The sequence below is a fragment of the Ensifer aridi genome (assembly GCF_002078505.1).
In the GTDB taxonomy this organism is placed as follows: Bacteria; Pseudomonadota; Alphaproteobacteria; order Rhizobiales; family Rhizobiaceae; genus Sinorhizobium; species Sinorhizobium aridi.
In genome coordinates, this window is the sequence record NZ_LUAV01000035.1 from 69294 (window position 1) to 92070 (window position 22777).

Here is a 22777-nt window from a genome sequence, read left to right on the forward strand (position 1 = left end):
CTCAGTTTGCGTCAGCGTCAGTTGCGAGTGCAAGCGTCGGTCGCAGGCCCAGAGCAAATCGCACGCCAGCACACGGAGTTTTGAGTGGACGGACAAGGATTGCGCCATATAGATGCTCATGGGGATTGCAGAGGCTCGTGATGGAACGCAAACTCGCAGCAATCGTGGCAGGCGACATCGTCGGCTATAGCCGGCTGATGTCCGAGGACGAAGCCTCGACCTATGCGGCACTGCGCGCCGCCTTCAGCGAACTGATAATACCCACCGTCGAGAAGCACGGCGGTCGAACCTTCAAGACCACCGGCGATGGCTTTCTCGCGACATTCCCGAGCGTCAACGAGGCTCTCGATGCGGCGATCGAGATCCAGAACGGATTCGTCGAGCGGCCGTTCGACATGCGTCTCGGAATCAACCTCGGCGACGTCATAGAAGACAATGGCGACATGTTCGGCGATGGCGTTAACGTCGCGTCCCGACTGGAAGCCATGGCGGAGCCCGCCAGCATCTTCGTCAGCGAGGCGGTGGTCCGCAGCGCCGGCCAGAGCCGCAGCAACCTTTTTTACAGTGTCGGACGAAGGCAGGCCAAGAACATACCCGAGCCGCTCGCCGTCTATGCCGTTCGTGTCGAGCCCGGCCGAGTGAGCGGCCGTGACTGGCTGCGCCGGATCGCGCGCCGCCGGCGCGCCATCTTGCCTTACGCGGTGGGGGCCACGGGGCTAGTCCTAGTCGCCGCCTTCACCCAGATGCCCGCACTGAGAGTCGTCGCCGGCGATGTGACCAACAGCATCGTGCGTCTGTCGGGCGTCGAGCCTGCCGATGCCCGGCCGACCGTCGCGGTGCTGCCCTTCGACAACATGAGCGGCGAAGCCGACCAGGGCTATTTTGCCGACGGGCTGACCGAGGACATCATCGCCAACCTTGCGCGAAATCCCGAGCTTCAGGTGATCGCACGCAACTCGACCTTTGCGCTGCGCGGTCAAGCGGAGGACATACGCAGGATCGGGGAAAGACTGGGTGCCGGCTATGTGGTGGAAGGCAGTGCCCGGCGCGCCGGCGACCAGCTTCGTGTGGTGGCGCAGTTGATCGACGCGCGCAGCGGAGCGCATCTCTGGTCACGCAGTTACGACCGCCGCGTCGAGGACATTTTTGCGGTCCAGACCGAGCTGACGGCCGAGATCGTCTCGCATCTCGTGTCCTATGTGCGCGAGTCGGAGGTATCGAACGCGGCCGAGCGCCCGACTGAAAACCTTCAGGCTTACGACCTTGTCCTGCAGGCGCGCGACCGCTACAAACATGGCTCGAAGGATGCCGAGGCGCTCCTTGCCGCGCGCGCGCTGCTTCATCGGGCCCTCGAGCTCGATCCCGGTTATGCGACGGCGCGTGCCAATCTCGGAATGACCTATATCGTCGACTTCGCGCAGAACCTCAGCGGCAGGGCGACCAGGACCGATGTGGAAACGGGCCTCAGTGAGGCGCGCCAGGCCGTTCGCCTCGATCCAAATCTCGCTGTCGGCTACCAGGTCCTGAGCTTCGGCCTTTCGATGAGCGGCGACTATCCGGGCGCAATGCAGGCCGCGCAGCGGGCGGTCGAACTCAATCCGAACGATCCGGACAGCCTGATGGCGCTGGCAAAGGCGCAGGTCAGATTCGGCAGCTATGACGAGGCGGTGGACAATGCCGAACGGGCGCGCCGCCTGCATCCCATGGCACCGGAGTACTATACCTATGTCTACGGCCAGGCACTCTATGCTGCCGGCCGCCTCGAAGAGGCCGACCAGGTCCTGCGGGAATGCCTGATGCGGGCGCCGCGCGAGGCGGACTGCCTGCTGATACACACGGCAGTCCAGAGCCAGCGCGGCGACGTGGAGGGAGCGCAGCGCACGATGGCGCGCCTGACGGACGTGGATCCTGAATTTTCGCTTGCCGGTGAGCGCGCCAATCGGCGCTTCGGCAATTCTCCGCTGATGGACCAGTTCCTCTCGCAGCTTGCACAAGCCAGAGCGCCGGACGTAACAAGCGGCTTCCTGGACCCACGCGCCAGACCATTGCTGTAGGTGGCAAAACCGCGGTCTGTCAGTCTGGCACCACCACGAGCTTTCCGACGAAGTTTTTCGCCATGAAGTCCGTCTGCGCCCGGTGGAATTCCGAGAGCGGATAGACGCCGCCGACGAGTGGGCGGATCTTCTTCTCTTCGATATAGCGCACCAGCCGCCGGAAATCGGCACGGCTGCCCTGGCTCGACCCGTGCAGCTCCAGTTGCTTCAGATACATCGTCCGGAGATCGAGCTGTACGACCGGGCCGGCGATGGCGCCGGCGGTCGTGTAGCGCCCTTCGGGGCGCAGGATCTTGAGAAGATCGTTGAAGAGGGGACCGCCTACGAGATCGGCAACGACGTCGATCGGCGCGCCTCGCACGGCCTCATCGACGGCTTCGAAGAGATCACCCCGGCCGCGGGTCACGACGGCTTCGGCGCCGATATCGAGCATGGCGGCTTCCTTGCCCGGACCCGCAATAGCGATCGGAATGGCGCCCCGAGCGCGCGCGAGCTGGATGATCGCCGAGCCGACGCCGCCCGAAGCCCCGGTCACCAGGACGCGCTCGCCGGCCGCAAGCCTCGCTCTTTCGAGCATGCGCTCGCCGGTCAGGTAAGCGCAGCAGAAGGTGGCGAGCTCGACGTCGGTGAGGTCCGTTGCGACCACATGGGCATTCTCCGCCGGGAGCGCCATATATTCGGCATAACCGCCATCACGGCCGTGGCCCATGTAGTCGATATCGGCCAAGCTGTCGTCGTCGCGGTTGTAGATCGAGAAATCGACCATGACACGCTCGCCGATGCGCCCCTTGTCGACACCGTCGCCGACCGCGACGATGTGGCCGACCGTGTCCGTACCCTGAATGCGCGGGAAGGTCAGCGTGTTGCCGTGACGCCGCCAGGTCGAGACGGCAGAGGGATCGTCCTCAGTGCCATAGGCCCCTTCGCGCACCCAGACGTCGGTGTTGTTCATGCCGCAGGCGGTGACCTTGATCAGCACCTCGCCGGCGGCCGGAACCGGCACTGGGACTTCCCTGCTGTAGACGAGCTTGTCCAAGCCACCGTGGCCGGAGAGCAGGACGGCTGCCATGGTCTTTGGAACGGAATGCATCATCCGGCTTCCCCCTTAGCGCCCGAGCACGGATTGGATCGCGTCGGCTGCCGCCGTGACGACGATGTCGGCTTCCTCGCGCGTCAGGCAGAGCGGCGGCGCGAAGCCGAGAATGTCGCCCTGCGGCATGGCGCGGCCGATGACGCCGCGTTCGAGGAGCGCTGCCGCCACCTGCGGCCCGATCTTGCATGCCGGATCGAAGAACTTGCGGTCGTCCCGGTCCTCGACGAATTCGACCGCGGCCATCAGCCCGTCGCCTCGGACTTCGCCGACATGACGGTGATCGCCGAGGGCCTTCTGCAGCTCCGCCCGGAAATAGGCACCTGTCGAACCCGCATTCTCGACGATGCCGAGTTCGTCGATCAGTTCGAGATTGGCAACACCGGCAGCGGCACAGATCGGGTGCGCCGAATAGGTCCAGCCATGGCCGATGGCGCCAAGCTCGTCGGAGCCCTTCACCAGCACCTGCCAGACCTTGTCGGAGACGATCGTTCCGGAAAGCGGCGCGTATGCGGAGGTCAGCCCCTTGGCGATGGTGACCAGGTCCGGCTTGATGCCGTAATGGTCGGAGCCGAACATCGTGCCGAGACGGCCGAAACCGGTCACGACTTCATCGGCAATGAGCAGGATATCGTATTTCTGAAGCACCGCCTGGATCTTCTGCCAATAGCCCTTCGGCGGCGGCACGATGCCGCCGGTGCCGAGGATCGGCTCGCCGATGAAAGCGGCCACGGTGTCGGGACCTTCGGCGAGGATCATCTCTTCGAGCTTGTCGGCGCAATACTCTGAGAACTGCTCCTCGCTCATCGAGCGGTCGGGACGGCGGAAGTAATAGGGCGCTTCGGTGTGCAAGATCGGCGCACGCGGCAGGTCGAAGGCATTGTGGAAGAGATGGAGGCCCGTCAGCGAGCCGGTCATCACGCCTGAGCCGTGATAGCCGCGCCAGCGGGAGATGATCTTCTTCTTCTCAGACCGGCCGAGAATATTGTTGTAGTACCAGATCAGCTTGATGTTGGTCTCGTTGGCGTCCGAACCGGAAAGGCCGAAATAGACGCGGCTCATGCCCTCCGGCGCCCGCTCGATGATCATCTTCGCGAGGCGGATCGAGGCTTCCGTGCCGTGAGCGACATAGGCGTGGTAGTAGGCGAGATTCTTTGCCTGCTCGGCGATCGCGTCGGCGATCTTCTGCCGCCCATAGCCAACATTGACGCAGTAGAGACCGGCGAAGGCATCGAGGCTTCGTTTGCCGCTGATATCTGTGATGTAGACGCCTTCACCGCCACCGATGACGCGCGTCGGGCTCTCGCCGCGCGCATGCATCCCCATATGGGTCGAGGGATGGAAGAAGTGATCGCGATCCCAGGCGGCGAGTTCGTTGCTTCTTTCGAGCATGATCTTTCCTTTCGTGAAATTCTTCTCAGGCGGCGGTGTCGATGCAGAGATATTTGAGCTCGGTGAAGGCCTCCATGCCGTGCCGCGAACCTTCGCGGCCAACGCCGGACTGCTTCCAGCCGCCGAAGGGAACCGGTCCGCCGGTGATCTTCACGCGGTTGATGGCCACCATTCCGTATTCGAGCGCGCGGGCGAGCCGCATCTGGCGGGCGCCGTTTTCCGTGATGGCATAGGCGACGAGGCCATATTCCGTGTCGTTAGCACGCGTGATCACTTCGTCCTCGCTGTCGAAGGCGGTGACGGCCGCCACCGGGCCGAAAGTTTCTTCTCGCATGATGAGCGCCTCGTCGGGCACATCGGTCAGAAGGGTGGGCTCGAAGAAGAGCGGCCCGGCCGGGTGGCGCTTGCCGCCGACGGCAAGCTTGGCGCCCAGCTTCAGCGCGTCCGTAACCTGTTCCTCGACCTTGGCGACGGCGCGTTCGTGCATCAGCGGACCGATATCCGTGCCCGGCTCGAGGCCGGCTCCGACCTTCAGGCGAGCAATCCGAGCGGCAAAAGCCTCCTCAAAGGCCTTCAGGATCGGCCGCTCGACGTAGATGCGGTTGGCGGCGAGGCAGTCCTGGCCGGAGGTCGCGAACTTCGCGGCAATCGCAATATCGGCCGCCTTCTCGACATTGGCGTCGGCAAAGACGATCAGCGGCGCGTGACCGCCGAGCTCCATCACCAGCCGCTTCATCGTTGGCGCGCATTGGGCTGCGATCAGCCGGCCGATCTCAGTCGAGCCGGTGAAGCTCATGGCACGGACTCGCGCGTCTTCGCACATGCGCCCGACGACCGTTGCGGCATTGCCGGTCACGACGTTGAAGACGCCGGCGGGCAGACCCGCGCGCTCGCCGAGCTCGGCAAGGGCCAGAGCGGAAAGCGGCGTCTCGGAGGAGGGGTGTGCAACCACGGCGCAGCCAGCCGCAAGTGCGGCGGCCGCCTTGCGGGTGATCATGGCCGAGGGAAAGTTCCACGGCGTGACGATGCCGACCACGCCGAGCGCCTCCCGCCGCACGATCATCTCGGCGTCGGCAAGGTGGCTGGTCACGTTTTCGGCATTGAGGCGCTTGCCTTCCTCGGCATACCACTCGATGAAGGAAGCGGCGTAGTCGATCTCGCCGCGCGACTCGGCAAGCGGCTTGCCCTGTTCCAGCGTCATCAGCAGAGCCAGGTCCTCGCGGGCAGCGAGCATCAGCTCCTGCCACTTGCGCAAGATAGCTGCGCGCGCCTGCGGCAGCATATTGCGCCAGGATTTGAATGCCTTTTCCGCCGCATCGATCGCTTCGGAAGTCTGGGGCGCATCAAGCGAAGCGACGAAAGCGAGGGCGGCACCGCTTGCGGGATCGCTCACTTCCAAGCACTTACCGTCGCGCCCGGCAAGCCAACGGCCGTCGACATAGGCGAGCTCCCGCAGCAGTTGCCGATCGTTGAGGTGTTTCAAGGCGTCGTGAAAGGTGGTGCGTGCAAAGACAGCGGTCATGGTCGTAATCCTCGTCCGATGCGAAGAGAGTGACACCGTCACCGCGAGAGATTGTCCATTCAGCCGCTCGGCAGGAGAGACTTTGACCAAAGGAGGGTCGTCCGCGAGAGAGATTGTCTGGAGCCGGTGCTGCAACGGGGAGGGAAGCGCGTGCAGTTTTCCACCCACTCCGTGCCCTGCCTAAATATCCATGGGCGCGTGCGGAACAGAAGCTCGACTCGCACGTTGATTGAAACACGTCCGCGTGAACGAGGAAGGTTTGGGCTATGACCGGGTCATTGCCACATCGCCGTGTCGTGACAGCTGGTGAACACGTCCTGACTGCGCAGGAGGCTTTAGAGCCTTTGTATATGGAACTTGAGCAGGAGGTAGAAACCAGGCTGGTGCAGGCAGCGGTATCCGCCGGCTGGTCCGCTGACGAAGCGCTCGAGGCCATCGACGAATTGAAGCGGCATGAAGTTCTGTCGATGGTCGGCGAGGAAGACTAACAGACCTCCCTTCTGTCAGGGAGAGCGCCCCCGCAGCGGCGGTGTAACACGGCCATCATTGCGCTTGCCAATTCCCTCCCTCTCGGCGGGCCGCTCCGCTTCGCGCTGCCGTATCTAATTCATCGGCGGCAACAGCGAGCCGAGCGGCAGCACGGTTTCCTCCTTGACCGTCTTGGTGACGATGTAAGTGAAGTACCGGTCGATGCCGAGCTCCCGCCCGAGTAGCTCGTCAACCAGCCGCTGATAGGCATCGATGTCGGCGGTCACGACCTTGAGGATATAGTCGACGCCGCCGCCGACGGACCAGCAAGCGACGATTTCGGGCATTGCGGCGATGGCGCGCTCGAAGCGGTCGAAATCCGCCTGGCGGTGATTGCCGAGCGTCACCTCCATCATAACGCTCGCGACCGGTGCCACCCGGCGCAGCGCCACGCGCGCGTGATAGCCGGTGACGATGCCGGCCTTTTCCAGCTTCCGGAGCCGCATCCAGCAAGGCGTCGGCGACAGACCCGCCTTTTCCGCGAGCGCCAGCTTGGTGATGCGCCCGTCGGCCTGGATCGCCTCCAGGATGCGCAGATCGATCGCGTCGAGCTTCATGCGGGGTCCTTTCGTCATCCTCCTTGCGTCAAGTCCGGGAAAAGACATTGGGTGTTCACTTTTGCATTGTCAATTGAGATGATTTTGATCACTGTTCAAATCATGACAAATTGGATGCCCGACACAACACTCCTGCGCCGCCCGGCCTATCTCTCGCTGGCCGATCAGTTCGCCCGCGCCATTCAGGAGGGCAAGCTTCAGAATGGCGCGCGATTGCCGACGCATCGCAAACTTGCCGACGATTTGAAGCTCTCGGTGCAGACGGTGAGCCGCGCCTATGACGAACTGATCCGGCGCGGCCTGATCTCGGGCGAGGTCGGGCGTGGCAGCTTCGTCCAGACGCAGCCGCGCGAGCCGGAGCCGCCCTATCTGCCGGAGCGGCTTGGCGAGCTGATCGACCTCTCCATCCTCAAGCCGGTATGCGAGCAGATCCATCTCGAAAAAATGCGGCAGGCCTTCGCCTGGCTTGCCGAGAACCTGCCGGCGAGTTCGGCGCTCTCCTTCCGCCCGAACATGGTCTTCCCGCGCCATCGCAATGTCGCGGCCGAATGGCTTTCGCGCTGCGGGCTTACCGTTTCGCCGCTCAATATCAGCCTCACCAACGGCGCAACCTCGGCTATGACCGTGGCGCTGATGAGCGTCGCGCCGCCCGGTTCGACGGTTGCCACGGAGGCGATCAGCCATCATACGCTGGTGCCGCTGTCGACATATCTCGGCATTCATCTCCAGGGCATCGCGATCGATGACGACGGGATGGTTCCGGAGGCGTTGGACGACGCCTGCCGCAAGGGCGTCATACGCGCAATATTCCTGCAGCCCTCTGTCATCAACCCAACCGCCACCTTGATGAGCGCCGAGCGGCGGACCGCGCTCGCTGAAGTGGCGCGTCGGCACGACATCGCCATCATCGAGAATGACATTCTGGGGCCTCTGGTCGAGGAGCACCTGCCGCCGGTTGCAGCGCTCGCGCCGGAGCGCACCCTTTATGTGACGAGCTTCACCAAGATCACTGTGCCGGGCCTGAGGATCGGATATCTCGCGGCTCCAGACCGCTATGTCGCGGCGGTCGCCAATCGACACCTCGTCTCGAACTGGATGGCGACGCCGTCGATCGCGGAGATCGCGACTCACTGGGTAAGCGACGGCACCGCGATGGAACTCGTCGATTGGCAGCGCCGGGCTCTCGCCGCGCGCCATGCGATCGCCACGGAGACGTTCGGCAGACTTCCCCACCGCACCCATCCGCAGAGCCTGCACGTCTGGCTGCCACTGCCCGAGGGGCACTCGGAAGACGCCTTCGTTTCCCAGGCGCGGCTGCGTGGTGTCGCGATCGCGCCGGGCGCTTCCTTCCGCACCGCCGACAGCGGCTGGCGTCCGGCCGTCCGGATATCGCTCGGCTCGACTACGGAACAGGAGCTCAAGACCGGGCTCGGCATCGTCGCGTCGCTGGCGCTCGGCGATCCGGAGGCATTGCTGCTCGTGATCTAATTCAAATGCTCAGCTTTTCGGCAGCGCCCGAATAATTGTCATGAGATTATTATTCACATTGACATGATTTTGGAACCGGATCATCGTTAGGACATTAGGGGTCTCATGAGGAGAGACGCGAATGCCCGAGCCGATCATCCGCATCGACAACATCGTCAAGAGATACGGTCCGCTGACCGTGCTCGACGGATTGTCGATGGAGGTGATGCCGGGCGAGAAGCTCGCTCTCATCGGACCGTCCGGTTCCGGCAAGACGACGATCCTGCGCATTCTGATGACGCTGGAGACGATCAGCGACGGCTTTATCCAGGTCGACGGCGAGCAGCTCTATCACGTGAAGAAGAACGGCCAGCTCGTCCCGGCCGACGAGCGCCATCTCCATAAGATGCGCGAGAAGATCGGCATGGTCTTCCAGCACTTCAACCTGTTTCCGCACAAATGCGTGCTGGACAACGTAACGCTGGCGCCGATCCTGACCAAGGGCATGCCGCGGGCCGCGGCCGAAAAGCGGGCGATGGAGCTCCTCGACATGGTCGGCCTGGCCGACAAGGCGAAAAGCATGCCGGCACAGCTTTCCGGCGGCCAGAAGCAGCGCGTCGCCATCGCCCGGGCGCTGGCGCTCTCGCCCAAGATCATGCTTTTCGACGAGGTGACCTCCGCGCTCGATCCCGAGCTCGTCGAGGAAGTCCTCAACGTCATGCGCAAGCTTGCGGCCGAGACCGACATGACGATGCTGCTCGTCACCCACGAGATGGGTTTTGCCCATGATTTCGCCGATCGGGTGCTCTTCTTCGACCGCGGCAAGATCGTCGAAGAGGGCAAGCCCGAGGACATCTTTCGGCATCCGAAACAGGAACGCACGCAGACCTTCCTGCGAAAGATCATAGCGGCAGGGCACCGCGTCTGAGCCTTACGGCCGACATTGCCTCAGACAACAACACGAAGAGAACAACAGAGGAGTTGGGAACGATGAAACTGAAAGCTTTAATGGCAATGGCGGCCGGTGCCACGGCACTGATGGCAATTGCTGCGGCGGGCCCCGCCGCTGCGGATGAAAACAAGCTCGAGGAACTCCGCGAACAGGGCTTCGCGCGCGTCGCGATCGCCAACGAGCCGCCGTTTACCGCGGTCGGCGCCGACGGCAAGGTCTCCGGTGCAGCGCCGGATGTCGCCCGGGAAATCTTCAAGCGGCTCGGCGTTCCGGAAATCGTCGCCTCCATCTCCGAATATGGCGCAATGATCCCGGGCCTGCAGGCCGGGCGCCATGATGCGATCACCGCCGGTCTCTTCATGAAGCCGGAGCGCTGCGCCGCGGTCGCCTATTCCCAGCCGATCCTCTGCGATGCCGAGGCTTTCGCGCTGAAGAAGGGCAATCCGCTCAAGTTGAAGAGCTACAAGGACATTGCCGACAATCCGGATGCGAAGATCGGCGCGCCCGGCGGTGGTACCGAGGAAAAGCTGGCGCTTGAAGCCGGCGTGCCGCGCGACCGCGTCATCGTCGTGCCGGATGGGCAGAGCGGATTGAAGATGCTGCAGGACGGCCGCATCGACGTCTATTCGCTGCCGGTTCTCTCAATCCATGATCTCGTCTCGAAGGCGAATGATCCGAATATCGAAGTGGTGGCTCCCGTCGAAGGGGCGCCGGTCTATTGCGATGGTGCCGCCTTCCGGAAGGGGGACGAGGCTTTGCGCGACGCATTCGACGTCGAGCTCGCCAAGATGAAGGAATCCGGCGAGTTCGCCAAGATCATCGAACCCTATGGCTTCTCGGCCAAGGCCGCCATGTCGACGACCCGTGAGAAGCTCTGCGCCGCCAAGTAAGCCCGGGCTGGGGCTCCCGCCGCCTTCCATTCGCCATCAATGCGAAGGGAGGGCGGCATGGGGCGGGCGGCGCACTATGCCGAAAATTCTGAACGGAACAACGAAACGATGATCGACTGGTCCGGCTATATCGGATTGATCCTTGAGGGCGCGTGGGTAACGGTCCAGCTCACCCTGATGGGCTCGGCGCTCGCTGTCGTCGTCGCTTTTGCGGCGGGGCTCGGGCGCCTCAGCCGCTTCATGGCGGTGCGAGCGCTTGCCACGACCTATATCGAGTTCTTCCGTGGCACCTCGATCTTCGTCCAGCTCTTCTGGGCCTATTTCGTCCTGCCCTTTGCCGGGATCACGCTGACGCCGCTACAGGCCGGCGTGCTCGCGCTGGGGCTCAATGTCGGCGCCTATGGCGCTGAAGTGGTGCGTGGTGCCGTGAAGGCGATCGGCCGCGAGCAGCGCGAAGCTTGTATCGCGCTCAATCTTTCGCGCTATCAGGCGATGCGTCACATCATCCTGCCGCAGGCGCTGCCGCTGATGCTGCCTACCTTCGGCAACAATGCGATCGAGCTCCTCAAAGGAACCGCCGTCGTCTCCCTGATCTCGCTCACCGACATGACGTTCCAGGCCCAGGTGGTCAGGGCGCAGACGGGCAACACGCTGATCCCGTTCGCCACCATCCTGGTACTCTATTTCGTCATGGCCTGGCTCATCTCGCTCGGCATGCGCTGGCTCGAGCGGCGCGTCAGCCGTGGCCTCGACGGCCTGAGGGTTTGACCATGGAATGGGATTGGGAATTCGTCCGCCAGATCATGCCGACCCTCATCGAGGGGCTGCAGATCACCATCCTAGCCACCATCCTCGGCGCCGCCGTTGCCGCCGTAATTGGCCTCGTCTTCGCCATCCTGCGCATGACAGCGCCGGCGCCGATCGCGCGCGCCACGAGCTTTGCGGTGGAGTTCATCCGCGGCACGCCGTTGCTGGTGCAGCTCTATTTCATCTTCTACGTGCTGCCGGACATCGGCATCCGTCTGCCGGCGCTGCTCGCCGGCGTCATCGGCCTCGGCATCCACTACGGCACCTATGCCGCCGAGGTCTACCGCGCCGGCATCGAGAACGTTCCGCGCGGCCAGTGGGAGGCGGCCAAGGCTACGAACCTCACGGCGCGCCAGACCTGGATGCATGTGATCCTGCCGCAGGCGATCCCGCCGATGATCCCGGCGCTCGCCAATTACCTGATCGCGATGTTTAAGGAGACGCCGCTGCTTTCGGCAATCACGGTGCTCGAACTCATGAACCAGGCAAAGAGCATCGCCAACAGCAACTATCGCTACATCGAGCCGATGACGCTAGTCGGCGTGTTCTTCCTGATCATGAGCCTGATCTCGGTCTTCTTCCTGCGCTGGCTGGAAGAGCGCTACGCACGGGTGGACGAGCGCTGATGGAACAACCTATCGCCCTTTCCCTCGCACAGCGCACACCGCGCCTCGACGACCGGCCGATGAAAAAGCGCATCGGCCTCGTCATCCTTGCCACCGACCATACGACCGAGGTGGACTTCCAGCGCTTGGTGGCGTCGGACTCGATCGGGGTCTATGTCGCGCGCATTCCTTATGCCAATCCGGTGACGCCGGAGAATCTCCGGGCGATGCAGCCTTCGCTGACGGCGGCGGCGGGCTTGATCCTGCCGGACGAGGCTCTCGACGTCGTGATGTATTCCTGCACCTCGGCCTCCGTCGTCATCGGCGACAAGGAGGTAGTGGCAGCGATCAAGGCTGCGAAGCCAGAGGCCGCCGTGGTGACCCCGACGGCGGCCGCGGCCGAAGGCTTGAGAAGGCTGGATGTGAGGCGCATTTCGGTGCTCACCCCCTATACGATCGAGACCAGCCGGCCCATGGCGGACTATTTCGCCGAGCTCGGCTTCACAATCGACAGGTTTACCTGTCTTGGGCTCACCGACGATCGGAAGATGGCCCGGATTGCGCCTGAGGAAATCGTGACTTTCGCAAAGGAAGCGGCGGCGCCGGATTCGGACGCGCTCTTCATCTCCTGCACGGCCGTGCGGGCGGCCGGCGTGATCGCGGAAATCGAAGCGGCGATCGGCAAGCCCGTGGTCAGCAGCAATTACGCTACAGCCTGGGCTTGCCTGCGCCTCTGCGGCGACCAGTCGGCGCGGCCGGAGCTTGGACGACTGATGACGCTGCCGCTCGAGAGGGATTGGCCATGAGTGCTTCTCTTCCGGTGACTATAGACGACATCGAGGTGGCGGCACGGCGCATCTCCGGTCGCGTGCTGACGACACCGCTCGTTGTGTCGGCGTCGCTCACCGAGCTTTGCGGCGTGCCGGTCGGCCTCAAACTCGAGCACCATCAGACGACCGGCAGCTTCAAGTTGCGTGGTGCGACCAATACGGTGCTTTCGCTCTCGGCCGGCGAGCGGGCGCTCGGTGTGATCGCCGCCTCGACCGGCAATCATGGACGGGCACTTGCCCATGCGGCAAAGGCGGAAGGCTCGGTCGCGACGATCTGCATGTCGCAGCTCGTGCCGGTGAACAAGGTCTCCGAGATCAGGCGCCTTGGCGCCCATGTGCGGATTATCGGCAGGTCCCAGAACGAAGCGCAGGACGAGGTCGAACGGCTTGTTGCGTCAAGAGGTCTCGTGATGGTGCCGCCCTTCGACCATCCGGCGATCGTCGCGGGGCAGGGGACGCTCGGAGTTGAGATCGTCGCGCAGATGCCGGATGTCGCCATGGTGCTTGTGCCGGTTTCGGGCGGCGGGCTCGCGGCCGGAGTGGCGGCAGCCGTCAAGGCGAGAAGGCCGGCAACGCGGGTGATTGGTCTGACGATGGAGCGCGGCGCGGCGATGAAGGCGAGCCTCGCCGCCGGACAGCCGGTGCTCGTCCAGGAAAAACCGAGCCTTGCGGATTCGCTCGGCGGCGGCATCGGGCTCGACAATCGCGTGACATTCCGCATGTGCCGGGAGCTCCTCGACGACATCATTCTCCTGACGGAAGCGGAAATCGCCGCCGGCATGCGCCACGCCTACGCTGAAGAGCGTGAGGTCGTGGAGGGAGCCGGCGCGGTCGGCATTGCGGCACTTCTCGCCGGCAAGATCAAGGACATCGAGGGCCCGATCGCGGTCATTCTCTCCGGCCGCAATATCGACATGGACCTGCACCTGCGTGTGATGAATGGCGAAATGGACCCGTTTCCCGAGGAGGCGCCATGACACGGATGACGATTCTGACCGAGGCGGAGCTACGCCGGATCGTGCCGCTCGATCGTGAGGCGGTCGCCTGCGTCGAGGATGCCTTCCGTGCGCTCGCCACCAAGACGGTGGCGATGCCGCCGATCCTGAGGCTTGATATCCCCGAGCATCGCGGCGAGGTGGACGTGAAGACGGCCTATGTGCCCGGCCTCGACGGCTTCGCGATCAAGATCAGCCCGGGTTTCTTCGACAATCCGAAGATCGGCCTGCCGAGCACCAACGGCATGATGGTGCTGTTGTCGAGCCGGACCGGCCTGGTCCAGGCGCTGCTGCTCGACAATGGCTATCTTACCGACGTGCGCACGGCGGCAGCCGGCGCGGTCGCGGCCAAGCATCTGTCGCGGGAAGACGCTTCTGTCGCCGCCATCTTCGGCGCCGGCATGCAGGCAAAGCTCCAGCTCGAAGCGCTCGCGCTCGTCCGTCCGATCCGCGAGGCACGGCTCTGGGCGCGCGATGCGGCAAAGGCCGAAGCGACAGCAGGTACGCTTGCCGAGACGCTCGGTTTTCCGGTCAAAGCGGCATCTGATCCGAAAGCGGCCGTGGCGGGCGCCGATATCATCGTCACCACCACGCCGTCCGAGAAGCCGATCCTCGAGGCCGATTGGCTGCAGCCGGGGCAGCACGTCACCGCCATGGGGTCGGATGCCGAACACAAGAACGAAGTCGACCCTCAGGTGATTGCCCGGGGCACTTACGTCGCCGACAGCCTCAAGCAGACGCGCCGTCTCGGCGAGTTGCATCACGCGATTGCCGCCGGCCTCGTCGCGCCGGATGCCGAGTTCGCGGAGCTCGGCCAGGTGATCGCCGCGCTGAAGGTTGGGCGGACGCGCGCGGACGAGATCACCATTGCCGACCTGACGGGCACCGGCATCCAAGACACCGCCATTGCCACGCTCGCCTTCGCGCGGGCAGCCGCCGCAAAGGCCGGAACCACTTTCGAGAGCTGAAGCCGGCGCGGCCGGAAAAAACGAGGGAAGAAACATGACCCAACCCAACCTCAAATTCTCCCTTGGGGAATATGAAGCGCGCCTCAGGAAGACGCGACAGGCGATGGAAGCCAAAGGCGTCGATCTCCTGATCGTGAGCGACCCCTCCAACATGGCTTGGCTTACCGGCTATGACGGCTGGTCGTTCTATGTGCATCAAGCGGTGATCGTGCCGCCTTCGGGTGCGCCGATCTGGTTCGGTCGCGGCCAGGACGCCAATGGCGCCAAGCTCACCGCCTATCTTAAGCACGAGAACATCATCGGCTATCCCGATCACTATGTGCAGTCGACCGAGCGCCACCCGATGGACTATCTCTCGGGCATCCTTGCCGATCGCGGCTGGGGTTCGCTCCGGATCGGCGTCGAGATGGACAATTACTGGTTCTCGGCGGCAGCCTTCGCCTCGCTGCAGAAACACCTTCCGAATGCCCGCTTCATCGACGCGACCGCGCTCGTCAACTGGCAGCGCGCCGTCAAGAGCGAGACGGAAATCAAGTACATGCGCAAGGCCGCCCGCATCGTCGAAGCGATGCATCAGCGCATCTTCGACAAGATCGAGGTCGGCATGCGCAAATGCGATCTGGTCGCCGAAATCTATGACGCCGGCACGCGTGGTGTGGACGGCATCGGTGGCGACTATCCGGCGATCGTGCCGCTGCTGCCGTCGGGCGTGGAAGCGTCTGCGCCACACCTCACCTGGGACGACCGGCCGATGAAGCGGGGCGAGGGCACCTTCTTCGAGATCGCCGGCTGCTACAATCGCTATCACGTGCCGCTTTCGCGTACCGTTTTCCTCGGCAAGCCGACCCAGGCCTTTCTCGACGCCGAGAAGGCGACGCTCGAGGGCATGGAGGCGGGGCTCGCGGTCGCGAGGCCAGGCAATAGCTGTGAGGACATCGCCAACGCCTTCTTCGCCGTCCTCAAGAAATACGGCATCGTCAAGGACAACCGCACCGGCTATCCCATCGGTCTTTCCTATCCGCCGGATTGGGGCGAGCGCACCATGAGCCTGCGCCCGGGCGACAGGACGGAACTGAAGCCGGGCATGACCTTCCATTTCATGACGGGGCTCTGGCTCGAAGACATGGGCTTCGAGACAACCGAGAGCATTCTGATTACCGAGACTGGTGTCGAATGCCTCGCCTCCGTGCCGCGCAAGCTGATGGTCAAGGATTGAGCCATGAGCGAGCAGCATTTGCGGGCCTCGCCGATCAGCGCCACGGTGGACTTCGAGGCCGACGGTGTCCAGCACGGTTTCCTGCGCCTGCCTTATAGCCGGGACGATTCCGCCTGGGGCTCCGTGATGATACCGATCACCGTCGTCAAGAATGGGGAGGGCCCGACGGCCCTCCTCACCGGCGGTAACCACGGCGACGAATATGAGGGGCCGATCGCGCTCTTCGACCTGGCGCGGACGCTCGACCTTGCCGAGGTCCGGGGCAGGGTGATCATCGTGCCGGCGATGAATTATCCGGCGTTCCAGGCTGAGACGCGGACCTCTCCGATCGACAAGGGCAATCTGAACCGCAGCTTTCCGGGCCTCCCGGACGGCACGGTGACCCAGAAGATCGCCGACTATTTCCAGCGCGTCCTGCTGCCGCTGGCAGACATCGTGCTCGACTTCCATTCAGGCGGCAAGACGCTCGACTTTCTGCCCTTCTGCGCTGCGCACATCCTTCCCGACAAGGCGCAGGAGGCGAAAGCCTTCGAATTCGTCAAAGCCTTTGGCGCCCCCTATTCGATGAAGATGCTGGAGATCGATGCGGTCGGAATGTACGACACCGCGGCCGAGGAGATGGGCAAGGTCTTCGTCACGACGGAGCTCGGAGGCGGTGGCTCGGCGACGGCCCGGACTGCGGCGATCGCAAAACGCGGGGTGGCGAACGTGTTGAGGCATGCAGGGATCATCCAGGGCGAAATCGAGGCGGAACCCACCACATGGTTGGATATGCCGAGCGGCGATTGCTTCGCCTTCGCCGAGGATGGAGGGCTCATCGAGTTCCTGGTGGATCTCGGCGAGGCGGTGGAGCGGGATACGGTGCTGGCACGAATTTATCCCGTCGGACGGACCGGCGTAAAACCTTTCGAGGTGCGCTCCAAAATGAAGGGTCTTCTGACGGCCCGCCACTATCCCGGGCTGATCAAGCCGGGCGACTGCTGTGCGGTTGTGGCGGTCCCCGTCTAAACCGCGCGTCGACATCGGTGCACGGCCAAATGCCAAGTCATAGTGCCGACGCGCAGAGATGTTCTGCGAACAAAACTCCTGCCTGCGAGTTGGGGATATAAACAAGGAGGATCGAGATGCCTTCGAAGAAACAAAACACCTCCCTGCCGCGTGAGGAAGACTACCGAGATTTTGAAGAGCGCAACATCAGAGAGGGCTGGCCGTATTCGGACAAGCCCGGTGCCACCTCGAACAGCCCGAGGAACCGGGCCTATGGTGAACCCGCTGCCAACTTCGACCGGGAGCGAAACCCCGGCTTCGACGTCGACGGGATGGAAGAGGCAACGAACGAGAGCCAGCTTTCATCGCAGCAGGAGTCGGCCCGGCAGAGCGACGACGACGATCTTGAGGTTCGTGTCACTGAGTTTCTTGAGACAATGGAAGGCGTCGATACGGACAACATCGATGTCCGCGCACACGGGGGCACGGTCGTTCTCGAAGGCGCCGTCGAAAGGGTCGACATCGCTCGCAAAATCGAGCTGGCCGTCTTGTCTTTCAAGGGAGTTCGGCACGTGCGCAACAGATTGCGGGCCGTTGGCGTGGATGCGCGCATTCCGGACGAAGACGTCTAGGCCTCGGTCGCATCGGAATAGCCGTCTCCTCGATGGCAGCCGTCGAACTCGAGCTCGAGCCTCTACGGCTCGGCGCACCGCGGACTCCGCCGTGCTTTACGCCTCACGGGTTCCCGGAGCAATAATCGCGAGCGGGTCCACCGCGCCCGTCATTGAGCCAGTCTGTTTCGCTTCGCTCTTCAAAGATAGCTCCGATCACTTCGACTGCGCGATGCATTCAGTCCGTCGGGGCGCCGGATAAAGCTTCGGAACCATCCCTTGACCCCTGCTGTCGACCCGCGGAGCGGAGTTCGTCGGCATCGCGGCGAGATGTTATTACGTAACTTTCCGTTTGACGAATGTAATAACGTAACATATGGAGGGTTGATCATCCCACGCCAGGGGCTCTCCTGCCTTTCGCTCACCACCGCAACAACCATCGATTGGAGCTCAGAATTCGCATGCTACGCGCGCTGTTCATCACGTTCGCACTAGGTCTCGCCGTTACGAATAATTCGGCGCATGCTCAGGTTCTGAAGGTTGCAGGCCCATGGGAGGTAACCGGCATCGATCCGGCCCAGACCGGCTATGTCTTCAGCCGATTGCAGGTGGCCGAAACGCTGGTGACGGCCGATCCGGAAGGCAAGCTCATTCCGGCGCTTGCAGAACGATGGAGCGTCAGCGAGGACGCTTTGACATGGCGCTTTACGCTGCGCGATAAAGCCCGCTTCCATGACGGCACGCCCGTCACTGCCCAAACCGCAGCAGCCAGCCTTAAACGGGCGCTTTCCGGCGTCGGCGTGCTGTCGCAGGCACCCGTTGCCGAAATCGTCAGCGAAGGTCGTGATGTGGTCATCAGGTTGGAAAAGCCCTTCTCGGCCCTGCCGGCCTATCTCGTCCACTTCAGCACCATCATTCTGGCTCCGTCCTCGTTCGACGCTTCGGGCAAGGTGAGGCAGATTGTCGGTTCCGGCCCCTACAAGGTGACGAGCCTGACGCCGCCCGCAAAGCTGGAACTGAAGGATTCCGGAACCTGGTGGGGTGGCAAGCCAGGCATCGCTGAAGTCAGCTATCTCGCCGTGGGGCAGGGGGAGACGCGCGCCTTGATGGCAGAAAGCGGCGAGACCGATCTGGTCTTTTCAATGCTGCCGGTGTCGGTGGACCGGCTGAAGGAGAATCCGGGGCTAGACGTCAAAATCGCGACTATTCCCCGTACGCGCATTTTGAAAGTGAATGCTGCGTCCGTGTTTTTCGACGATATCGAAGAGCGGCAGGCGTTGAGCTATGCAATTGACCGGGTAGGCATCACGAAAGTCATCCTGCGCAATCCCGAACTTGCGGCAACGCAAATTTTCCCGCCGGCCCTCAAGGGCTGGTACGCGTCGGATCTCCCGCCGCTCAGCCGTGACGTCGCACGCGCCAAGGAATTGTTGGCGGAGGCGGGATGGACGCCTGGTAGTGACGGCGTCTTGGAACAGGACGGCAAGCGCTTCAGCGTTACTCTGCTCACTTATTCCAGCTGGCCGGAGCTTCCGCCGATTGCAACCGCCCTCCAGGCTCAATTGCGAGAGGTCGGCATCGAGATCAAGGTCTCGGTCGGCAACAGCTCTGAAATCCCCGCCCGCCATGGTGACGGCACATTGGAGATCGGGCTGGTCTCACGCCTCTATTCGATCGTGCCGGACCCCGTTGGTACGCTGCTGCAAGACTACGGTCCCGGCGGCAGCGATTGGGGCGCGATGGGCTGGGACAATCAGGAAATCCAAGGCCTGGTTGCCAAGCTTGCCGTGACCACCAACCCCGCCGAGCGCGCACCGCTGCAGCGCCGGGCCGTGGAGATCCTGCAGCAGGAACTGCCGAGCATTCCCGTCACCTGGTCCGAACTGGCGATTGTCTCGAGCAAGCGGATCACGGGCGTTCAGGTCGACCCGCTTGAGGTGAACTACGGCCTCGCAGCGATCCGCTGGGCGAAGTGACAGGAAGAGCGCAATGAGGAACTTTCTCGTCGCCCGCCTGATGCAGGCGGGGATAGTCGCCATGGTCGTCGGCGCCCTCTGCTTCCTGCTCATGCGGGTTCTGCCGGGGGATGCCGCCATGCGAATTGCCGCTGGTCGATACGGGCCGGATGCGCGCATCGCCGAAGCGGCGGATAAGGTCAGGCTGGAGCTCGGGCTCGATCGACCGGTGTTATTGCAGTTCCTCGAGTGGCTCGGCGGTTTGTTGCGCCTCGATCTCGGTCATTCGCTGGTCACGGGAGCACCTGTTGTCGATGAGTTGCAGGTGCAGCTCGGGGCTTCCGTGTGGCTCGCGGCGTCGGCACTTCTCATCTCTCTGCTGATCGGCCCTGTGATCGGCGTCTTCTCCGGCATGAAGCCGGGTGGCATCACCGACCGAACCGGTCTTGCTGGGGCCGTGGTCTTCCGCGCCATTCCTCCCTTCGTGCTCGGGCTCATTCTCATGTTTATCCTTTCAAAGCAGCTAGGATGGCTGCCGCCGGCGGGGTTCGGCTCGCCGCGGGAGATCGTGCTGCCGGCTTTGACGTTGGCCTTGGGGCTTGCGGCGATGTCGAGCCGGGTTACCCGCAATTCGGTCGCTGCGGTCGCGAGGACGCCCTACTTTGCCTTCGCCCGGCACAAGGGCCTGCCTGAAGCGATTGTCGTGCGCCGACACGGGATCCGCAACGCCGCTATCCCGGTCGTATCCTATCTCGGGCTTCAGGCCGTCTATCTGGTCGAAGGCGTCGTGGTCGTGGAGTCCCTCTTTGCCTATCCGGGTATCGGCCACGCTTTAGTGCATGCGATCGTCGAGCGGGATATCCCCATGGTGCAGGGAACGGCGCTCGTCATGGGCCTCATGTTCGTTGCCATAGCAGCCCTCGTCGATGCGATTTCCCTCTGGCTCGACCCCCGCTTCGGGAGGGCTGCATGAGCACGATCGACAATGTCTCTCCCGCTCGAGGGCGCGCCCGGCTTTCTGGCAGCTGCGCCTCCGGGGCAGCTCTTCTGTTTTTGCTCGCTGCCTTTGCGCTCTTGGGACCGGTGCTCATTCCGGCCGATCCGGCGGCGCAGGATTTCAGCGCGAGCCTCGCGCCCATCGGGGGTGACTATGCGTTGGGAGCCGACCACTATGGCCGCAGCCTTCTTGCCCGACTTGCCCATGGCGCGCGGCTTTCCTTCGGGCTCGCCTTCCTCACCATGCTTGCAGCCGCCGTTCCAGGCGTTCTGCTTGGTCTTGCCGCCGCCTGGAGAGGCGGATGGACGGAGCGGCTCCTCGAATTGCTGGCGACAGTCGTTCTGGCGCTTCCCGGCTTGATGCTCGTGCTGCTGCTGCTCGCATTCTCGCCAGGCAACTATGGTCCGCTCTTCCTGGGGCTTTCGCTGACCCTTTGGGTGGAATTCTATCGGGTGACCCGAGCTGCGACGAAGACCGTGCTTGCTCAGCCGCACATTGAAGCCGCAAGAATGCTCGGCTTCGGGTCGGGGTACATTCTGCGCAATTGTGTGTTGCCCGTGATCGCTCCGACGATTGCGACACTTGCCGCCTTCGCCATGGCAACGGCCATCATCGCCGTCTCGACGCTCAGCGCCATCAGCGTCGGATTGCAACCACCGACGCCCGAACTCGGCAGCATGATTGTCGAGCTCTTGCCATACTATGCCGAGGCGCCGGTGCATGTGCTTCTACCCGCCATGCTGATCTTCCTTCTCGTGCTCGGCCTTCAACTCGTCGCAGAGGGAGACCGCGCATGAACATGCGAGCGGGAATACAGGAACTTTCGATCAGCGCACTCGCCGTCGAGTCCGCAGCGGGACGAATCGTTTCCGACATCTCCTTCACGATCAGCAGGGGTCGGCCGCTGACACTGCTTGGCGAGAGCGGATCGGGCAAGTCGCTTGTGGCCCAAGCGATCATGGGAAATCTGCCAGCCGAACTGCTTGCCACGGGAAAGGTCCTTCTCGACGGCACCGATCTTCTGGCGGGTTCGCCTGCTGAACGGCGTGCGCGCTGGGGACGCAGCATCTCGCTTCTCCCGCAGGAGCCCTGGCTCGCGCTCGATCCGACGATGCGAATCGCCTCGCAGGTGTCGGAGGTGCATCGCTTCCTCAAAGACAGAGATGCGCGGCGGAGCCGGCAGCTGGCCGGTGACAATCTTGCCGAAGTGGGGCTGGAGCGCGCCGGCGAGCTCTACCCGTTCCAAATGTCGGGCGGCATGGCGCAGCGTGCGGCAATCGCCATTACTCATGCGGCCGACGTCGATCTGATGATCGCCGACGAACCGACGAAAGGCCTCGACGCGGCCCTGCGCGATTCCGTTGTTGCGCGGCTGCGGCAAGAGGTCGACCGCGGGCGCTTGCTGTTGACGATCACCCATGATGTCGCCGTTGCTCGGGCGCTCGGCGGCACGGTGGGCGTGATGCTGGACGGGCGGCTGGTTGAGTGCGGACCTGCGGAAAGGCTGCTGGCGGCGCCGGAACACGACTATAGCCGGGCGTTAATTGCCGCCGATCCACAAGGCTGGGAGGGACGGGCGCCGACGACCTCGGGCGAGATCGTGCTGGCCGGACGCGGGCTTGCGAAGGCCTACGGAGAAAGGCTGCTGTTCGCCGATCTGGACGTCGAGATCCGTGCCGGCGCGATCGTCGCCATTGTCGGCCCCAGCGGTTGCGGCAAGACCACCGTCGGCAACATTCTTCTCGGGCTCGCCAGACCCGACTCCGGCACGGTAGAGCGACGGAAGGATCTATCGCCGCTGCGCTACCAGAAGCTCTATCAGGACCCTCCGGCGGCGTTCGCTCCACATCAACCCATCCGAAAGGGGCTTGTCGATCTGGTGAGATTGCACGGGCGTACGTGGATCGAGGTGGAGAGGCTGCTTGCCCGGCTCCGGTTGCAGGGCAACCTGTTGGACCGCTTGCCCAATCAGATCTCCGGGGGTGAACTGCAGCGCTTCGCAATCCTTCGTGCCCTGTTGCTCGACCCCGTTTTCCTGTTCGCCGACGAAGCCACCTCGCGACTCGACCCGCTCAGCCAGAAGGAAGTCATCGACTTCCTGCTCGAGATCGTCCGCGAGACCGGACTAGCCGTCCTTCTCGTCACCCACGATCGCCATCTAGCCGAGCGCATTTCGAGCCGGATCGTCGATCTCGGCGGAGCCGCGCCACTCGGCTACGGGGAATGACGCTGCCGGCTGATCTGCGCTTTGGCCCGGGATTCGCCGTACATCGAGGCAATTCAGGATGCCAGCAATGGAGTGGGAGCGCCGACATCGGGGCTGCGTTGCCACTCGAACGCCTCCCACCCTATAA

General features: G+C 63.5%; 21 protein-coding genes. 17 read left to right on the forward strand and 4 right to left on the reverse strand.

The annotated features are described in order from the left end of the window. The first annotated feature begins 140 nt into the window (after nt 1-140). Complete coding sequence (locus tag AYK65_RS26355; protein ID WP_026614827.1) at nt 141-2054, forward strand: adenylate/guanylate cyclase domain-containing protein; 1914 nt, start codon at nt 141-143, stop codon at nt 2052-2054. 19 nt (nt 2055-2073) lie between these two features. On the opposite strand, the gene AYK65_RS26360 is transcribed toward AYK65_RS26355, so the two are convergent. The 3 genes from AYK65_RS26360 to AYK65_RS26370 are packed head-to-tail and all read right to left on the reverse strand — an operon-like array spanning nt 2074 to nt 6058. Then, entirely contained in the window at nt 2074-3147 is a 1074-nt protein-coding gene (locus AYK65_RS26360; RefSeq protein ID WP_081162041.1) for an alcohol dehydrogenase family protein, read from the reverse strand. Between the two features lie 12 nt (nt 3148-3159). Beyond that, nucleotides 3160-4536, reverse strand: coding sequence for an aspartate aminotransferase family protein (locus AYK65_RS26365; RefSeq protein WP_081162044.1), 1377 nt, complete (start codon nt 4534-4536; stop codon nt 3160-3162). 25 nt (nt 4537-4561) lie between these two features. Continuing rightward, nucleotides 4562-6058: an NAD-dependent succinate-semialdehyde dehydrogenase gene (locus AYK65_RS26370; RefSeq protein ID WP_081162048.1), complete on the reverse strand. Its 1497-nt coding sequence runs from the start codon at nt 6056-6058 to the stop codon at nt 4562-4564. A 266-nt stretch (nt 6059-6324) separates the two neighbouring features. On the opposite strand from AYK65_RS26370, the gene AYK65_RS26375 reads away from it, so the two are divergent. Then, a complete protein-coding gene (locus AYK65_RS26375; protein ID WP_081162051.1) occupies nt 6325-6546 on the forward strand; it encodes a hypothetical protein in 222 nt (73 codons plus the stop codon). A gap of 114 nt (nt 6547-6660) precedes the next feature. Here the strand turns inward: AYK65_RS26375 and AYK65_RS26380 are convergent, their stop codons facing one another. Next, a complete protein-coding gene (locus AYK65_RS26380; RefSeq protein ID WP_026614832.1) occupies nt 6661-7143 on the reverse strand; it encodes an Lrp/AsnC family transcriptional regulator in 483 nt (160 codons plus the stop codon). A gap of 102 nt (nt 7144-7245) precedes the next feature. On the opposite strand from AYK65_RS26380, the gene ehuR reads away from it, so the two are divergent. From ehuR to AYK65_RS26455, 15 genes are all read left to right on the forward strand, one after another. Continuing rightward, nucleotides 7246-8631, forward strand: a complete 1386-nt coding sequence (ehuR, locus tag AYK65_RS26385; RefSeq protein ID WP_081162343.1) for a MocR-like ectoine utilization transcription factor EhuR — start codon at nt 7246-7248, stop codon at nt 8629-8631. Between the two features lie 121 nt (nt 8632-8752). After that, nucleotides 8753-9538 carry an ectoine/hydroxyectoine ABC transporter ATP-binding protein EhuA gene (gene ehuA, locus AYK65_RS26390; protein WP_026614834.1) on the forward strand — a complete coding sequence of 262 codons (786 nt, stop codon included), beginning with the start codon at nt 8753-8755 and terminating at the stop codon, nt 9536-9538. 62 nt (nt 9539-9600) lie between these two features. Continuing rightward, the gene (gene ehuB / locus AYK65_RS26395) at nt 9601-10452 is read left to right on the forward strand and encodes an ectoine/hydroxyectoine ABC transporter substrate-binding protein EhuB (protein ID WP_026614835.1); all 852 of its coding nucleotides are present in this window, start codon (nt 9601-9603) and stop codon (nt 10450-10452) included. A 108-nt stretch (nt 10453-10560) separates the two neighbouring features. Further along, entirely contained in the window at nt 10561-11220 is a 660-nt protein-coding gene (ehuC, locus tag AYK65_RS26400; protein ID WP_026614836.1) for an ectoine/hydroxyectoine ABC transporter permease subunit EhuC, read from the forward strand. A 2-nt stretch (nt 11221-11222) separates the two neighbouring features. Next, entirely contained in the window at nt 11223-11885 is a 663-nt protein-coding gene (ehuD, locus tag AYK65_RS26405; protein ID WP_026614837.1) for an ectoine/hydroxyectoine ABC transporter permease subunit EhuD, read from the forward strand. Beyond that, a complete protein-coding gene (gene eutA / locus AYK65_RS26410; RefSeq protein ID WP_081162055.1) occupies nt 11885-12670 on the forward strand; it encodes an ectoine utilization protein EutA in 786 nt (261 codons plus the stop codon). Before ehuD ends, eutA begins: the two co-directional genes overlap by 1 nt. Continuing rightward, nucleotides 12667-13671, forward strand: coding sequence for a hydroxyectoine utilization dehydratase EutB (gene eutB, locus AYK65_RS26415; RefSeq protein WP_081162058.1), 1005 nt, complete (start codon nt 12667-12669; stop codon nt 13669-13671). Before eutA ends, eutB begins: the two co-directional genes overlap by 4 nt. Beyond that, complete coding sequence (gene eutC / locus AYK65_RS26420) at nt 13668-14657, forward strand: ectoine utilization protein EutC (RefSeq protein ID WP_081162061.1); 990 nt, start codon at nt 13668-13670, stop codon at nt 14655-14657. The genes eutB and eutC overlap by 4 nt, the downstream gene beginning before the upstream one ends. A 34-nt stretch (nt 14658-14691) precedes the next feature. Continuing rightward, nucleotides 14692-15873, forward strand: coding sequence for an ectoine hydrolase DoeA (gene doeA, locus AYK65_RS26425; protein WP_081162064.1), 1182 nt, complete (start codon nt 14692-14694; stop codon nt 15871-15873). A 3-nt stretch (nt 15874-15876) separates the two neighbouring features. Then, a complete protein-coding gene (gene doeB / locus AYK65_RS26430; protein WP_046119193.1) occupies nt 15877-16881 on the forward strand; it encodes a N(2)-acetyl-L-2,4-diaminobutanoate deacetylase DoeB in 1005 nt (334 codons plus the stop codon). Nucleotides 16882-16997: 116 nt separating this feature from the next. Further along, on the forward strand, nt 16998-17492 hold the full coding sequence (locus AYK65_RS26435; protein ID WP_026614843.1) for a BON domain-containing protein: 495 nt from the start codon (nt 16998-17000) through the stop codon (nt 17490-17492). A 440-nt stretch (nt 17493-17932) separates the two neighbouring features. Continuing rightward, nucleotides 17933-19447, forward strand: a complete 1515-nt coding sequence (locus AYK65_RS26440; RefSeq protein WP_244560123.1) for an ABC transporter substrate-binding protein — start codon at nt 17933-17935, stop codon at nt 19445-19447. Nucleotides 19448-19460: 13 nt separating this feature from the next. Then, a complete protein-coding gene (locus AYK65_RS26445) occupies nt 19461-20399 on the forward strand; it encodes an ABC transporter permease (protein WP_026614845.1) in 939 nt (312 codons plus the stop codon). Beyond that, nucleotides 20396-21220, forward strand: coding sequence for an ABC transporter permease (locus AYK65_RS26450; protein WP_026614846.1), 825 nt, complete (start codon nt 20396-20398; stop codon nt 21218-21220). Before AYK65_RS26445 ends, AYK65_RS26450 begins: the two co-directional genes overlap by 4 nt. Then, on the forward strand, nt 21217-22650 hold the full coding sequence (locus tag AYK65_RS26455) for an ABC transporter ATP-binding protein (RefSeq protein ID WP_081162067.1): 1434 nt from the start codon (nt 21217-21219) through the stop codon (nt 22648-22650). Before AYK65_RS26450 ends, AYK65_RS26455 begins: the two co-directional genes overlap by 4 nt. Nucleotides 22651-22777: the final 127 nt, after the last annotated feature.

Excerpts from the sequence above, each read along its gene's own strand:
- AYK65_RS26355 (WP_026614827.1), top strand. The coding sequence starts at position 141 with ATGGAACGCAAACTCGCAGCAATCGTGGCAGGCGACATCGTCGGCTAT.
- AYK65_RS26360 (WP_081162041.1), bottom strand. The coding sequence starts at position 3,147 with ATGATGCATTCCGTTCCAAAGACCATGGCAGCCGTCCTGCTCTCCGGC.
- AYK65_RS26365 (WP_081162044.1), bottom strand. The coding sequence starts at position 4,536 with ATGCTCGAAAGAAGCAACGAACTCGCCGCCTGGGATCGCGATCACTTC.
- AYK65_RS26370 (WP_081162048.1), bottom strand. The coding sequence starts at position 6,058 with ATGACCGCTGTCTTTGCACGCACCACCTTTCACGACGCCTTGAAACAC.
- AYK65_RS26375 (WP_081162051.1), top strand. The coding sequence starts at position 6,325 with ATGACCGGGTCATTGCCACATCGCCGTGTCGTGACAGCTGGTGAACAC.
- AYK65_RS26380 (WP_026614832.1), bottom strand. The coding sequence starts at position 7,143 with ATGAAGCTCGACGCGATCGATCTGCGCATCCTGGAGGCGATCCAGGCC.
- ehuR (WP_081162343.1), top strand. The coding sequence starts at position 7,246 with ATGACAAATTGGATGCCCGACACAACACTCCTGCGCCGCCCGGCCTAT.
- ehuA (WP_026614834.1), top strand. The coding sequence starts at position 8,753 with ATGCCCGAGCCGATCATCCGCATCGACAACATCGTCAAGAGATACGGT.
- ehuB (WP_026614835.1), top strand. The coding sequence starts at position 9,601 with ATGAAACTGAAAGCTTTAATGGCAATGGCGGCCGGTGCCACGGCACTG.
- ehuC (WP_026614836.1), top strand. The coding sequence starts at position 10,561 with ATGATCGACTGGTCCGGCTATATCGGATTGATCCTTGAGGGCGCGTGG.
- ehuD (WP_026614837.1), top strand. The coding sequence starts at position 11,223 with ATGGAATGGGATTGGGAATTCGTCCGCCAGATCATGCCGACCCTCATC.
- eutA (WP_081162055.1), top strand. The coding sequence starts at position 11,885 with ATGGAACAACCTATCGCCCTTTCCCTCGCACAGCGCACACCGCGCCTC.
- eutB (WP_081162058.1), top strand. The coding sequence starts at position 12,667 with ATGAGTGCTTCTCTTCCGGTGACTATAGACGACATCGAGGTGGCGGCA.
- eutC (WP_081162061.1), top strand. The coding sequence starts at position 13,668 with ATGACACGGATGACGATTCTGACCGAGGCGGAGCTACGCCGGATCGTG.
- doeA (WP_081162064.1), top strand. The coding sequence starts at position 14,692 with ATGACCCAACCCAACCTCAAATTCTCCCTTGGGGAATATGAAGCGCGC.
- doeB (WP_046119193.1), top strand. The coding sequence starts at position 15,877 with ATGAGCGAGCAGCATTTGCGGGCCTCGCCGATCAGCGCCACGGTGGAC.
- AYK65_RS26435 (WP_026614843.1), top strand. The coding sequence starts at position 16,998 with ATGCCTTCGAAGAAACAAAACACCTCCCTGCCGCGTGAGGAAGACTAC.
- AYK65_RS26440 (WP_244560123.1), top strand. The coding sequence starts at position 17,933 with ATGCTACGCGCGCTGTTCATCACGTTCGCACTAGGTCTCGCCGTTACG.
- AYK65_RS26445 (WP_026614845.1), top strand. The coding sequence starts at position 19,461 with ATGAGGAACTTTCTCGTCGCCCGCCTGATGCAGGCGGGGATAGTCGCC.
- AYK65_RS26450 (WP_026614846.1), top strand. The coding sequence starts at position 20,396 with ATGAGCACGATCGACAATGTCTCTCCCGCTCGAGGGCGCGCCCGGCTT.
- AYK65_RS26455 (WP_081162067.1), top strand. The coding sequence starts at position 21,217 with ATGAACATGCGAGCGGGAATACAGGAACTTTCGATCAGCGCACTCGCC.